The 14,824-nt window shown below is 58.4% G+C and carries 10 protein-coding genes; 6 read left to right on the top strand and 4 right to left on the bottom strand.

Annotated features, from left to right (window positions below; translation table 11 throughout):
• Positions 1-43: 43 nt before the first annotated feature.
• Positions 44-598: a metallophosphoesterase family protein gene (locus tag NF876_RS01645; protein ID WP_262267268.1), complete on the bottom strand. Its 555-nt coding sequence runs from the start codon at positions 596-598 to the stop codon at positions 44-46.
• Between the two features lie 851 nt (positions 599-1,449).
• On the opposite strand from NF876_RS01645, the gene NF876_RS01640 reads away from it, so the two are divergent.
• A complete protein-coding gene (locus NF876_RS01640) occupies positions 1,450-1,995 on the top strand; it encodes a CarD family transcriptional regulator (protein WP_262267267.1) in 546 nt (181 codons plus the stop codon).
• Between the two features lie 439 nt (positions 1,996-2,434).
• On the opposite strand, the gene NF876_RS01635 is transcribed toward NF876_RS01640, so the two are convergent.
• Positions 2,435-3,688 carry a phospholipase D family protein gene (locus NF876_RS01635; RefSeq protein ID WP_262267266.1) on the bottom strand — a complete coding sequence of 418 codons (1,254 nt, stop codon included), beginning with the start codon at positions 3,686-3,688 and terminating at the stop codon, positions 2,435-2,437.
• Positions 3,689-4,020: 332 nt separating this feature from the next.
• On the opposite strand from NF876_RS01635, the gene NF876_RS01630 reads away from it, so the two are divergent.
• Entirely contained in the window at positions 4,021-5,805 is a 1,785-nt protein-coding gene (locus tag NF876_RS01630; RefSeq protein WP_262267265.1) for a hypothetical protein, read from the top strand.
• A 71-nt stretch (positions 5,806-5,876) separates the two neighbouring features.
• Here NF876_RS01630 and NF876_RS01625 read toward each other — a convergent pair whose 3' ends face one another.
• Together NF876_RS01625 and NF876_RS01620 are read right to left on the bottom strand one after the other, a co-directional pair.
• Positions 5,877-9,134, bottom strand: a complete 3,258-nt coding sequence (locus tag NF876_RS01625; protein WP_262267363.1) for an error-prone DNA polymerase — start codon at positions 9,132-9,134, stop codon at positions 5,877-5,879.
• Complete coding sequence (locus tag NF876_RS01620; RefSeq protein ID WP_262267362.1) at positions 9,134-10,624, bottom strand: Y-family DNA polymerase; 1,491 nt, start codon at positions 10,622-10,624, stop codon at positions 9,134-9,136. The genes NF876_RS01625 and NF876_RS01620 overlap by 1 nt, the downstream gene beginning before the upstream one ends.
• A 260-nt stretch (positions 10,625-10,884) precedes the next feature.
• Here NF876_RS01620 and NF876_RS01615 point away from each other — a divergent pair, with 260 nt between their 5' ends.
• From NF876_RS01615 to NF876_RS01600, 4 genes are all read left to right on the top strand, one after another.
• On the top strand, positions 10,885-13,254 hold the full coding sequence (locus NF876_RS01615; RefSeq protein WP_262267264.1) for an AAA domain-containing protein: 2,370 nt from the start codon (positions 10,885-10,887) through the stop codon (positions 13,252-13,254).
• A 117-nt stretch (positions 13,255-13,371) separates the two neighbouring features.
• The gene (locus NF876_RS01610) at positions 13,372-13,764 is read left to right on the top strand and encodes a hypothetical protein (protein WP_262267263.1); all 393 of its coding nucleotides are present in this window, start codon (positions 13,372-13,374) and stop codon (positions 13,762-13,764) included.
• A 45-nt stretch (positions 13,765-13,809) separates the two neighbouring features.
• On the top strand, positions 13,810-14,202 hold the full coding sequence (locus tag NF876_RS01605; RefSeq protein ID WP_262267262.1) for a hypothetical protein: 393 nt from the start codon (positions 13,810-13,812) through the stop codon (positions 14,200-14,202).
• Positions 14,203-14,227: 25 nt separating this feature from the next.
• Positions 14,228-14,614: a hypothetical protein gene (locus NF876_RS01600; protein ID WP_262267261.1), complete on the top strand. Its 387-nt coding sequence runs from the start codon at positions 14,228-14,230 to the stop codon at positions 14,612-14,614.
• Positions 14,615-14,824: the final 210 nt, after the last annotated feature.

Below are 14,824 nucleotides of genomic sequence, written 5' to 3'. Positions count from 1 at the left end.
CGCCAGGAGGGAAGGGGCGCGCCGCCAATCGCCTAAAGCCCGTTTACCCAACGGGCCTCGTTTCCTGCCCATGATGGACGCCATAGCTCTCCAGCAGGCCCAGACCAGCCAAACGCTCTTTTACCTCCGGCAGCGTCACGGGCCGATAGTCCCAGACGTTCGTCCCCACATCGTGGGAGCGCCCCTGCGGCGGCAGGGACCCGTGCGAGTGACCGTACAGATGGAAGGCTCCATAATGAGCCTTATTCCAGACCCGGTGCCCGTAATGGCTCAGGACGACAAAGTCCTGACCGTCCCGGATCTCCGCGTAAGCCTGGGACGAAACCCATTCCGGCAAGCGCTTCACAGTGGAATGATCGTGATTTCCCCACACGAAATGCTTCTGGCCGTTGAGGCGGCCAAGGATGGCTGCGGCATGCTGGCCTTTGCCCCACACGAAATCGCCCAGGTGCCAAACGGTGTCGGTGGGCCGGACGCGCTGGTTCCAGCGACGGATGATCTCCTCCTCCATCTCCTCGGCGGTGATGAAGGGGCGGCGGTCAAAGTGCAGAACGGCCTTGTGCCGGAAATGGGTGTCGCTCGTGTAGAAAATGGTCATCGCTCGCTCTCTCGAAGGTGCGCTGATCCGCGCCTGACAAGAGGGCGGACAGGGTCATGGCTGGGCGGGACGCCGCGGGCGGGGCGCATGCGCCCCGAGAATCTTCAGCGGGGTCGCTTCACCAGGCGCGCGGCGCCACTATTCGAGCGAGACGAGTGGATTTCGGGCGCACGACGGGCATGACGGGGCCGGGAATGCCCTCACTCATGATTGCCGTCATCCTCTGCACGCCAGTTCTCTCCGGTTGTGAGACCGAGGCGATTATCTGCAAATTTTCCGTAGTTTCAATGCCGATCAGGAGAACAACATGCCGGGTAAGCGCAGGAAATCACCGCCGGAACATCCTATCGAGAAAATTCTCCGGGCGGCCAGTACGATCGGACAATTGGAGATTATTGCTGGCATCGACCGTTCACCGGAAGGCAGATAAGCGTTCTGGGACCCGTACAAGCACATCAACCCGCCAGGAGCTAGTCTGAATGCCGGTTGTCAGGAACTCCGCCGCCTAGCGCGCCAGCGGGCAGGGCTCAAGCCGCCCTATTCTGGATTGAGGCCTTTGCCCCTCTCGTAAACAGCCCGTTAACCAAACCGCCTTATCGTTCCAGGACTGCTTTTAAGCAGCGGCATTTAGAGATGAGACGACGCTACAGCCGACCGAGCGTAGCCAGCGTAAACCATCGTTGAAAGTCCCCCTTGCGCAGCCACGGTGGGAATCCGATATGCGGGAACCGCACAAAAGATATCGAGTTCAAACCATTTACACTCGCCGTATGAGCGTAGTGAATTCGACGTCTGCGGCACAGATTAGTTCGACCGAGAAATGATCTGTGTCTCAAGGAGATCTGATCTGAATGACGACGAAGAATAATCCTCTGACCTTCCAGACTGGCGAAGCGGTCGTGTATCCGGGTCACGGCGTCGGTGCGATCACAGGAATTGAGGAGCAAGAGGTCGCTGGGTTCAAGCTTGAACTCCTCGTAATCGGGTTCGACGCTGGCAAACTCACCGTTCGCCTTCCTCTGGCTAAGGCGAAAAGCAGCGGCTTGAGAAAGCTGTCTGAGCCGGCCGTTGTCAGCCAGGCACTTGAGATCCTGAGTGGAAAGGCTCGCGCAAAGCGCGGAATGTGGAACCGCCGTGCTGCAGATTTCCAAGAGCGCATCGGAACAGGCCAGTTGACAGCGATCGCCGAGGTTCTGCGGGATCTAAACCGAGGGCCGCAGCAGGAAGAGGCATCCTATAGCGAGCGGCAGATCTTCGAGAGCGCTCTGGACTTCATGATCAAGGAGGTCGCGGCAGTGAATCAAATCACGGACACAGAAGCGCGCAAGCTCATTGAGCAGCACTTGGCCAGCGCTCCTCGCCCCGGAAGATCGCCAGAAGGCGAAGCAGCCGCATAGCCGTCCTAGAGAACCACTTCGTCAAGGCGGCGCACAGAGGAGGAAGGTTGCGCCGCCTATCGCCGGATTCTGATGATGAAAAGCTTCTGCTGGCTACCGGACATCTCCTGCGCACCGGTGCGGCGGCGCCATGAAGCGGCAGTCCATCATGATCATGCGCTCTGATACCCAACCAGTGCCATAAGCTGTCTGGACATTCCAGCGACCCCCGCTATGCCCGATGATCCGAGCCGGAGCCTGATCCGGCAGCTTGTCACAACGCATCTGGTCCTTATCGCAGAGCGCCGCGCCAGGTTTGATCCAACAGGCCTGTTGCTGTGTCGAGGTACATAGGCGACGGGTATCTCGCTGCCAAGACGTTTCGGCAAATGCCTTTGGTGCCAAGGCGACTAACATCAACATCGCCAAACTCAAGATACGGCTCACATATCTCTCCCATTCAAGATTGCCGGAGCTCAACGAGATTCTTAGGATTCTTGATGCCACCCTTTAGCTCGTCAAACTTCCCCGATTTGAAAGTTTTGCCGTTATAATCCTTTGGCGGTTCAGATTTGAAATGAAGCCGGAAGTTTGGTTGCTGACCTTCCCCGATCTTGCCTACGAAGATGCTCTCGACCTTTGGCATTTGCTTGGCTGCGAAGTTAAGGATCCTCCTCTTGGCCATCGGATCCAGCTTCCTGAGCCAAGGGTCATCCAGCAGCGGACTTTCCCAAAAATCTGCCAGATTCATATCAATGAGGTCGCCATAGCGGTCCTCCTTGTAGTTATTTGCTTTTAAGTAGCGTTTCACCTTTGCTCGTAGCGCGGCGATCTCCGATCGTGGAAACTTTAGATCCTCCACAGCTGTGTGACCATCCAAGAACAAGATCTTTGTCGTTCCCTCGACACGCGGATCTTCGTCTTTCAGAGTCCAGATCCCGTCGAATTCAACTTCCTTGGTTTTTCCATCGAACGCGAAGCAAATCACAATATCAGAAGGATCGATCTTCCAGCCTGGTACGGCTTCGAAAATTGGGTAGTAGTAGTTATCCTCGTATTCCTTTCGTGTGGCTGGGTCATAAACTTCATCCGCGGTCTTCTTGTATAAGGCTACCGCTGCATCACTGGCTTCATCTGGATCGTACGCCATTAGCCGAACGCGGTTTTGACGAAACCAATCCCGGTCCGTTCCCATTACTTCCATAACCGTCCGCTGCGGCTGCTTGATGCTTGCTACAGGTGGCTTTGGAAGGACGGGAAGTTTTACAATCTGCTTTTCGGTAAGGCGTCGGGCCAACTTCCACTTGCTCTCAAACCAGTCACTTAAATCCTTTCGGTCTTCATTGGCTCCGAATTTTATCGCCGCCTCATGATTGATGGTTTGCCCGTCGGATTTGCCAAGACCTTTCGTCGATGCGTTTGCGGAGCCAATCACGGCTCCTTTGGAGGTCAAATAGACTTTTGCGTGGAGATCCCGCAGATGCCTCAATCTCACCTTTGGGTTCTTTGCCAAGGCTAGAAGCTGTTCCTTATTGCAAGCTCCACTCCATGGATCGCAGATTATATCGACCCTCGGGCCTTTCGCTTTACCAATTCCGATTTTCTCCGCTGCACCCCAGCCCCAATAGGCGACCGCAAGCCGACACTTATTGCCGCCATCGATGATCTCCTTAACGGCCTTCAGGATTTCTCCGTCCTTTAAGAATTTCGGCATTCTGCACCCCCAAATTTCATGCAGATAGGCTACCCCCTGAACTAGGATTGTCTATCGGTCCAAAGATGGACCAAACCCCAAAACAATGGTGATGACCTCTCCGCCACGGCCATAGCGGCCGTGCCGAAGGGGCCTTCGACCCCTTAAGGGCCTCAGGTAAGCCCGCCGGTTCCAAAGAGACCTTGTCTCTCGTGGCCTGCTCTCGGCCGCAGGCGAATCCTGTCCAACGTCACCCTGCGATTAACCCCTGCTGCATCCTGCGGCGGCCGGCTCGCGGTCAATGGAACCCCCGTCTCGATAGAGCATGCCGGCTGCCCTGAAGGAGACAGCTTATGAAATCGCTATCCGTTCATCTTGATCGTCTTGAGAAAGTCCTCAAGGCCCGCGGCATCCCCTGCAAGCGTCATCAAACCCTGGAAGTCGCTGCCGCCGCGTTCGGCTACCACAACCAGAACGAACTCACCGCTGCTGGCAAGGCGGGCGATCTCAATCCGCCGATGGCCGAGCCCATCGGGGAAGTCGCCCTGCCGTCGGGGGAGACAATCATCGTGGTTCGTGATCCCCTTGCCAACTCCGCCTATGCGGTAGACCAGGCCTTCGTCGACCAAGTGGTTGCCGAGGAGCGCGCCGAGATCTTCGGTCCCACACCTTACGGACACCTTCTCAACCTGTCGCGCCTTCTGGACGATGAGATCCTGCCGCTACAGGCAAGCCTGGACGGCATCGGCGCCTCCGACACCGTGGAAATTCCGCTCTTCATTGGAGAGGTCAGCCATAAGCATGGAGACAACCTCTATGTGATGGCAACACAAGAGGCCCTCGACGCGGAAGTCGCCGATTACTGCCGGTCCAGTCTGTTCAATGACTGGACGTTCCGACCCGGCAACGCGGCAGACGCTGGTGACGATCTTACCAAGCTCTCCGACAAGGAGATCATCCGCCGATACTTCGACGCACCGCACGAAGAATACCTCAACACGTCAACCGACACGCTGAGAGTGCCGCTGCCGCTCCTTCGTGAACTCCTTGGTGTTGTCCCGAGCGCAGTGTCGGAGTCGAAGAAGCCCAGAAGCGAAACGCGGGGTTCGGCGGGCGTCGCACCCCAGTCACTCCCGAGTACTACTCACTCCAATGCTCCGGCATTGATCGCCGGGATCGATAGTGTTTGGGACGATCACCCCGACTATCCGTCCGAGGATTGGAAGTACGAGGTCGAGAACGGCGATACCCGCCGCGGATATTGGGATTGGGTTGCGTCAAAGATCGAAGAGGCAGAGGAACAAGGCGATGAGCCTGAAGATGCCAACGGTCTGCCACCCGTTCACAAATGGGTCTCGGACGAGCCTGATACGTATGCCGGAGGCCTCTTATATACGACCAACGGGTGCTGCGAGTCGGCCCACGGTGGACCGCGTCTTCTCCAAAAACTTGGACTTCAATGGAGCCTCGACGACGACGGCTTCTTCTATCCATTGACCCAGAAGGAAAGCGCGTTCGTGGGCGAGGACGGTATCGCGCTTCCGAACGGCTACTGGCCACACATGGCCTATAGCTGCCTCTATGAAGGCCGGAAGTTCGCGTGCCCCACCATTGAGGTCGGCTATGGCCAGGAAGGCGAGGGAGACCGTATTACGGTGCTCGCGAAGCTCAAGTCATATGCCGAAGAGATCCAACCCCGCCTGCAGGCGATCGGCGGTCACGTCATCGTCGAGGAAGACGAGCCGGACGAGACCAGCCATACACTGCAGGTCCTGATCCCCTTCGACTGGATCGTCCAGAACGCCGCTGACTTCGATGAATGGAAGATCAAGCTTGCCCGTCTGATGATGCCGGCTTCGGGCCCGAAGGTCACTGCAGAGTTTACCCCTCAGGCATGGGTGGGGGATTATGCAATGGCGGTTGATCCGGAAGGTGACACTGTCTGGGACATAACGGCCGAGATCGTAGCCATGGGACGCCAGAAGGCGATGGAGCTCGAGGACGATCAGCACAACACGGACGATCTTCGCTACACCCAGAATGCCCCGAAATGGGTTCAAGACTGGGGTGGTCCATTCCGGGTCGAGGTTGCTGAACAGATCCAAGCCTTCTACGAGGCCGTGGATAAGCAGTCCTAAGCCCTTGGCCTGGTGACCGGCGGGGCTTCGGGAGTGGCGGCAAAACCCGCCGCCGCTCCCTCATTGCGGTTTTAGTGGAAATCCCGCGTTGCAACCCTGATGACCGGAGCCTCCACAATTTGCTCCGGCAATTCTGCCTCCCGCGCATCAACGATCTCCCTTGCGCCCTCCCGGAGGCGGTCGCGGGTACCGATTTTCGCCTCGTCGCCGCGTCCATGGCGCATGCTGAAGGGATCATCCCGGTCGCCGACGCTGCGCAACAGGTCTGACAGGTCGATGAGATGCTCGGCGATCAGGTGGGTTACTCCGCCCTCACGCTGATAGCGTCCCCGCACCGCCATCATGCCGGATGAGAGGATCAAACGGCGCTGCTTCTCGAAAAGGGACGGCCAGACGATGATGTTGGCCACATCAGTCTCATCCTCGATGGTCATGAACATCACGCCCTTCGCCGATCCCGGCTTCTGGCGCACCAGGACCAGACCCGCAATTGTGAGCCGCTGGCCGTCTCGGACGCGACGTAGGGTGGCGCAGCTATGAATCCTTCGCTCCCGTAACTCACCGCGCAGGAAGGCGAGGGGATGCTGCCGCAGGGTCAGACCTTTCGAGCGATAGTCCTCCACCACCTCCCGGCCTTCCGTCATCGGAGTGAGTGCCACTGAGGGTTCGGTACTCTCGGACCGGATGACCCGGTCCCGTTCGTCGGCCGCGGCAAACAGGGGCATGACCTCGTCCGACAGCCCCCGGATTGTCCACAAGGCATCGCGGCGACTTACCCCAAGGGAGCCAAGCGCATCAGCCTCGGCCAGGCGCTCAAGGGCTGACACCGGGATTTCAGCACGCCGCCAAAGCTCCTCGATCGAGCTATAGGGTGTTTCGCCCCTTGCAATCGGGATCATGCCGCCGTCGGCATTAGCGAGCCCTCTCACCATGCGCAGCCCCAGGCGCACCGCAAAGCGGTGCCGGTTGCGCGTCGGCTCCAAGGTACAGTCCCAACGGGAGTAATTGACGTCGACGGGCCTGATCTCGACCCCATGAGCCCTTGCATCCCGTACCAGTTGGGCAGGAGCATAGAAGCCCATCGGCTGGGCATTCAAGATCGCGCAGCAGAACACGTCCGGATGGTGCCGCTTCATCCAAGAGGAGGCATAGGCGATCTTGGCAAACGATGCCGCGTGGCTCTCCGGAAAGCCGTAGGATCCGAAGCCTTCAAGCTGCTTGAAAGTCCGTTCGGCAAATTCCGCATCATAGCCTCGGGTGATCATTCCCTGGACCAGCTTATCCCTAAACTTAGTCACGCCGGCCGTCAGCTTGAACGTCGCCATAGCTCGCCGAAGCTGATCAGCCTCGGAAGGGGTGAATCCGGCACACTCAATGGCAACCCGCATCGCCTGTTCCTGAAACAGGGGCACGCCCAGGGTTTTCTCCAGAACACGCTGCAATTCCGGGCGAGGATATTCCGGCTTTTCGCGGCCCTCCCGTCGGCGCAGGTATGGGTGCACCATATCGCCCTGGATCGGCCCGGGACGGACGATCGCCACCTGGATAACGATGTCATAGAAGTTCGCTGGCTTAACCCGTGGCAGCATCGCCATCTGGGCGCGGCTCTCGATCTGGAACACGCCGACCGTGTCCGCCTTCTGGATCATCTCATAGGTTTTTTGATCATCGAGCGGGATCGACGACAGATCGTGCTCAACCTGCTTGTGCTCCCGCAGGAGATCAAAAGCACGGCGCATGCAGCCGAGCATTCCCAGCCCCAGCACATCGACCTTCATGAACTTCAGGGTATCGATGTCGTTCTTGTCCCATTCGATCACCTGGCGGTTTTCCATCGCTGCCGGTTCAATCGGCACCAAGTCATCAAGACGTTCCTGCGTCAGGACAAAGCCGCCCGGGTGCTGGGAGAGATGGCGCGGCGCTCCGATCAGCTCGGAGGCGAGTTCCAGGGTCATCCGAAGACGCGGGTCGCTCAAATTGAGATTGAGCTCCTTCGCCTCCTTGTCAGTCACACCCTCGTTGCCCCAACCCCAGACAAGACCGGATAATCCTGCCGTGACATCCTCCGGCACGCCCAGCACCTTGCCGACCTCACGGACGGCGCCACGGGCGCGGTAGGTAATCACGACGCCCGTCAGGGCCGCACGGTGCCGGCCATAGGTGTCATAGATCCACTGGATCACCTCCTCACGACGCTCATGCTCGAAATCCACGTCGATGTCCGGTGGCTCCCGGCGCTCCTGAGACACGAACCGCTCAAAGAGCAGATCGTGTTCGGTGGGATTGATGGAGGTGATGCCGAGGACGTAGCAGACGGCGGAGTTCGCAGCCGAGCCCCGCCCCTGACACAAGATCCCCCGAGACTTCGCAAAGCTCACGATCGCATGGACCGTCAGGAAGTAAGGGGCATACCCCAACTCCTCGATCAGATGGAGCTCATGACGGCAGGTCGCCGCCACTACGTCAGGGACACCCTCCGGATAGCGCTTGGCCGCACCCTCCCAGGTTAAGCGCTCGAGTTTCTCCTGGGCGGTCTCGCCGGGGTCCGTCTCCGAGGGATATTGGTACCGCAGCTCGTCCAGGGAGAAGGTGCATTGGTCCAGGATTTCACCGATACGCCAGAACGCCTCTGGATGACGCTCGAAGAGGCGCTGCATCTCTGCCGGATCCTTGAGGAATCGATCGGCATGGCGATCCAGCCGAAACCCGGCTTCATCGATGGTGCACCGCTGGCGGATGCAGGACACCACATCCTGCAGGCGACGGCGGGAGGGGTGATGGTAGAGTACGTCACCCATGGCAACCGTCGGCACCTTCGCCGCCTGGGCCGCTTGCTCCACATAATACAGGCGCGCGTGCTCGTTGGGCGCAAAACGGCGGATGAGAGCCATATAGGCTCGATCCCCGAAGGTCGCCTTCAGCCGCGCGAGGTTCGATTTAAGCTCTTCATCCGCATCGTCGCCGAGGAGAATGGCCAAAAGCCCCTCCTGCCACGCGGTGACATCCTCCCAGGTGAGAAGGCATCGCCCCTTGCCGGCCCGGCTCTTGCCGACGCTCAGCAGCCTGCAGAGGCGCGAATAAGCGGCACGATCCGTCGGATAAACCAGCAGCGAGGTCCCGTCTGTCAGATCCAGTCGGCAACCCACGACAAGCCGGAGACCCGTTTCCCGTGAGGCCTCATACGCCCTCACGATCCCGGCAAGCGAGTTGCGATCGACAATTCCCAGCGCGGTGATCCCAAGGAGCTTCGCCTGCTCGAACAATTCGGCCGGACTGGAGGCTCCTCGCAAAAAGCTGAAGTGGCTGGTGACCTGCAACTCGGCGTACATCAGCCGAAGAACCCATGCATCCACCAGCGACCGCCCTCGGCCATAGGGGCATCGCGGAAGATCCAGAACCGGCCGCCCCGATCGGTTTCGATGCGATAATAGTCCCGAGAGGGGCCATCCTTATCTCCGGCCCACCACTCCGGCGCGATCCGTTCCGGACCATCAGCATGGATCACCTTATGCCGGACCTTGCGCCAGACGATGAGGGCAGGGGGGTGATCCGGGACAAGTGCCGTCGCCACCACGTGCTCCGGCGGATCGAGCAGACGGGGCGGTCGCGGCAAGTTTTCGGGCCAGACTTCCCCAGTCGGCGGAGCGAGCGGTGAGATCCGCTTTACCATCCGCTCAGGCACCAGGGTCTGAACAGGGGCCAGGCGATAGACGCGGGCGCTGCCCACTTTCGCGCTGAGCCGGTCAACAAGACGGCTCAGGTCCACATCCTGCGTTTCAGCGGCATCGATGCCCCTGGCCTCCACCTGCGCTTCGGCGAATGGCTCGACCTTGCTCGCCACAAGAACCATCTCCTCAATGCCGAAGCCTGGATCGATTGTTTCCAGTCGCTCATCAAAGAGTTTCGCAAGGTGGGCGTACTCCCGGGTCGCTTTGGCCGTGCCAACCCGCAGCGAGGCCCCCTTCTGGTCGACCCGGCGGAGGATCAAATCCAATCGCCGCACACCCTGACCTCGTTTGACAAGCTGGCCGCACAGGTCCTCGGCCAAATGCCTGACCACCTGCTGAAGATGCTCCAGCCGGCCAATCGGCTCCGCAAAGGCGCGGCTCGCCATTGCCGTTTCGTGCGGGATCAGCGGGTTGATCGGTTCAAAGGCATGACCCAGCGCCTGGTCGAGCCTGAGCGCCACGTCTTTCCCGAAGCGGCGAACCATCGGCGCCCGGGGCATGGCCGCAAGCTGACCGACACGATCGACCCCAAGCTTTTGCATCGTGGCCACGGTCTGGGAAGGGATCCTCAAGGCGGCGACCGGCAAGGTTGCTACGGCCTCGACACTTCGGCCCACTGGAATAATCCCTCCGCCTCGAAAGCGGGCGGCTGCCCATGCAGTCCCCGGCGCATCGGCAATCGCAGCCTTCGCGTTGATCCCCTGACCCGACAGACGACCCAAGAGGTGCTCAAGCAGCTTCTCCTCGCTGCCAAAGAGATGGGCCACACCCGCGATGTCGATCCAAACTCCGTCCGGCGGATCGAGGGCGACGACCGGTGAAAAGGCGATCGCCCACCGTGCCAACCGCTCCAATGCGGCCCTGTCCTCCTCTGGCGTGGCATCAACCACATGGAGGTTCGGAACACGGGCTTGTGCCTGGGCAATGGGAAGTCCTGGACCGAGACCCAACTCCAATGCCTTGGGGCAGGCGCACCCGATCCGCCGGGCTGATCCGATTGATACGGCCGTGACCAGAGGCTCGTCGGGAGGAGGGCCACCATGCCGCCTGACCCGATCTGTTGACCAGGTCGGAAGATACACGGACACCATCCGCCTCATTCAAACCCCCTGCGCCAACCTTCAGACAAAGCAATCCCGACAGGAGGATCGGCACTACGCGGCCGATTCACTCCAGTTTCGCGGAACATAAGGCGAACGTCGGAGGCGAGGAATAGGATCCCTTTGAACAGGAGTCAGTCCTGTGAATAGCGTGAACAAATCAGGATCATCCATGATTTGTTTACCCTTAACTCAGCGGTCGCCAAATCGCGGAGACACCGTGCCAACTGGGCGAGGGTCTGCTATAAAAGGTGGAAAGTACGCAAATCATTTCTGATTTCAGAAACGAAATTCAGGGGCCTTTCACGCCGATGCAACAGGCAGAACTCGCTTCTCCCGCAGATCCCGTTGTGACATTTATCACCGACGCCTACCGGGCCCTGACGGATCTCGGATTGCGAAATAAGATGATTTCGCTTCCGGCCGCGAGCTCACGTGGGCGTTCGATTGACCTCGCCGTTGATCCAGACTCGTTGGTCTCACTACTCTCACAGCAAGAGACTCGCTGGAAAATCGGATCTGACCAACTGCCGCTGGCTCGAGAGTCCCAACGCTCAGCGGCGGAGCTTCGCCGCTCGATCATATCGTTGATAGCCGATGCGGAGATCGTCGCCAGCGAACAAGGCATCGAAACCCGCCGGCTGGGCATAGGAGCAATCGAGTGGAAGGACGCCGATGGTGAGATCCGAATGGCTCCTTTGTTTACCATGCCAGTAACGGTCGCAAACGACCTCACGATTGCTCAGGCTGGACCTTTAGAGCCGAACGAGACATTTCCACTCTTCGCAGCTTCGTTTGGATGTACGGTTGGGATCGACCCAACAAAACTTCCCTCTCGCGCATTGGCAGTGAAGGCCCACACGGTCGAACCAGTAAAAGCCGGTGGCATAGCAGTTCTGGGGTATAAGGCGCGTGTGAACCTTAACCTCTATGCTGGCAAAAGCGCGGCGATGCACCGAGCCGTGGATCTTTCCGCTCGGCCGCACTTGGCCGAAGTTGGTGCACTTCGTATTCTTGCAGGCCTACATGCAGCGAGCCCGAGAAATCATCTCGAAACATCAAACCTGCATATCGTCGATGCCGACTTAAGCCAGGACGAGGCCGTCACTGCCGCCAGGGCAGGGGAGTCCTTCGTCCTTCAGGGCCCGCCCGGAGCAGGCAAGTCGCAAACTATCGTCAACGTCGTTGCTAATCTGCTTAATGACGGGAAGCGCGTCCTTGTCTCGGCCGAGAAAACCGCCGCATTGGAAGTCATTGCCGATCGCTGGCCGAAGAACGCTCAAAACGTTGTGGGCCCAGTCCTTCTCACTGAGGGAGGAACACCATTGGGACCCGAAGCTCAGTTCGCCGTCGCAACCCCAGCAGTCGCAGCCCTGAAAATTCCTCCTGGCGTCTCATTCGACACCCTGATCGTTGATGAGGCATCTCAGATGAGGCTAGCTCATTCCGCTGTCGTCGCCGCGTTGGCGGACCAGATCATCGTTATTGGTGACTCACAGCAGATGGCGCCGAGCAACCTGTTCGCACGTGTCGGCCAGACCCAAGTTTCGGCAACCATGATCCGTAGTCTCCTGGATCACGCCGTCGCCTCAAACATGCCGTCACGGGTCCTCAAACAGCATTACCGCTCCAAGCACGAGAGCCTCATCCTCTTCTCGAACAAGAACTACTATGGAGGCCAGCTCGATATCATTCCGTCTCCACTGCGCAACGGATCCCTCGGAACTACCTTTAAATTCGTACCCGACGCGATCTACGACCGAGGCGGAGCCGGCGATAACGTTGTTGAAGCAAATGCCTTGATCTCGGATGCACTAGAGATCGCGAAGGAGAACAACTTCCGAAGGAGAAATCCACTGGGGGGCACGCCTCGCTCTGTGGGCATTATCACGCTGAATGAAAATCAGCGCGATCTTATCCTTACCCAGCTTCCGGAAGCGCTGGAAGGACAGGGCCTATCCGAGCTCGACCTAGCCGGAACAAACGGGCACGAGAGGCACTTCGTCAAAGCTCTTGAGAATGTCCAAGGCGATGAGCGCGACATTGTTCTAGTTTCAACAACTTATGGCCGAGACCGGAAGCAACGATTCATCGCCAATCTTGGCGTACTCTCACAGCCTGGGGCTGCGAACCGAGTCAACGTGCTTGCGACCCGCTCGAAATGGAAGACAGTTGTCTACCATTCATTCGACTTGGAGTTGCTAGACGATGCCAACAGTGATGGCGCCCGGGCACTGAGGCGTTACTGGAAAGAATGTCAAAACGGCTCGGTTATCGATCCAGCCATTCTTCCCCTCGAAGCTAACGATCCTAGTGATGATCTCGAGGTAGCTTTCCGCCTGATGCAGAAGCGGCTTAAGTTCGAACGGTACTTCGTTCACAAGTTCCCGCGCTTCTTGGCTGGATTCGAAAAAGATGACCCACAGCGGTACGTCATAAGCTTCTACATCACGGGACTTCATTCGCCTCTGCAAGAGGCTTCGGACATTGCTCGCATCAAGGACGCTGGATGGCAGCTCTGCCGCATCCCGATCGACGAGTGGCGAGCCGACCCAGAGAAAATGGCCGATGGCGTCTACCGCGTCATGTCCAAGGCCTCGCTGGTGAAAATCGACCTGTAGGTAACGCAGATGGGCCGGCCCAACATATTGAAATCGCATGCGGAATCTCCGAACAGGTTCCATAACGTATCTTATGCGAAATTATAACGTTGCGCCTCAACGAACAAGAGATCAGCCTTGAGTCCCTCCCCCAGAGTTCGTGCCTCGATCCGGAAGAAAGTCGACAACCTCACGGCTGTCCTTTCGGCAATGCTGGAGATGACCGAGGACGGTTTTGATTCAATGAAGAAGTTGAAAGTTCAACGTCCCTTCAGACGATCAAAGCTAACGCGGCTTCGCCGAGAGTTCTTAGTCCTCCAGCAAGGCGCACTCGCTGCGGATAATCCGATGCCGGACATCGCTGCAGGCAAAGAGATGGCTGCTGCGATCAGCCAGTTGTACACCCAATTAATGGATGGCCTCGAAGCCCATTATCGAAGTTATACGACGAAGACCGGGAAAGAGCTGCTGAAGGTGCTCAATAGCATGCGGCGGTGCTTCGCATCCGTAGCCCGCGAGGCGCTTCCCTAGACGTATTTAGTCTCACAACCCTTCACAATTCGAAGCGAGAAGAAAATGATCAACTCACCTGAAAGCAATCGGCCTCTCGGCTCAAGAATAGCTGAGATCAACCAAACCTTGAGCGAAATGCTTGCCCGAAACGAGGCGTTGTACGCCATGATGGAGGAGTTGAACCTTAAAGCTCCCTTCGACAGGTCGGACTTCGACTGGACACGGGAGGAGATCACAACATTGCACAACCGCCTCCAAGCAGCGAGCGGTCCAAACTCTCTTGCTGGATTGGTCGTAAACCACGCAAACCTCTTAGGCGCGAAATATCTTCGGCTCGTTGATTGCATTGAAGCGGAAATTGCTCGGCAAGCGCCCGAGCGTGCCAAAGCGCTTAAGGAGTGGCTTACTGGAATCCAACAGCACGACAGTGCAGTTGACACTAAGTCATGTCACTAACTGCCGCGGTTAATAGGAAAATTCGATGAATACCCTCCCTCCCGTGACAGACCTTCACATTGCTCCGCTCTCATCCGACATCCTGATGAATGAGATCGAAACGCTCTGGGGGCTTCAAATCGGCATCCTCGACGAAATCGATGAGCAAATCGAGGCGGCCGAAGACATGGGCGCCGAAACCCACATGTTAGAAACACGGACTGAGGAGTTGCGGGACGAGATAGTGACCACGTTCTCCCGTCTCAGAAGCGCCGGGAACAACGACGCCGCATGGGAACGGGCGTTCCTCCGAGCTGGAGCCTTGTATGAGGAACTTGTCAGCTTTCGCACGCTGGTTAGTTCGGAAGTCATGCTGATCGCAGGGGCAGCCGAACTACAGGAGGCAACCCCGCCACTGGCGTTCCTCCATTAAGGCCTCATCCCAGGCCCTTCCGCTTCGTCAGAGCATCCAGCCGCCCAGAGAAACGATGACAGCCGATTTCGAGTCCCTTTGGGAACGGGTCGAGGCAATTCCTCACCCAGGGCCCGCGCCGAAGCCGCAAGCTTCTACGATCCTCCCGTCACGCCAGGCGCGTTTCTATCGGCGCCTCCTTGATGGCCGCCAGGTCACCCTCGCCCTTGC

The organism is Microvirga yunnanensis, assembly GCF_025460875.1.
This window is presented reverse-complemented; position numbering and strand designations above follow the sequence as displayed.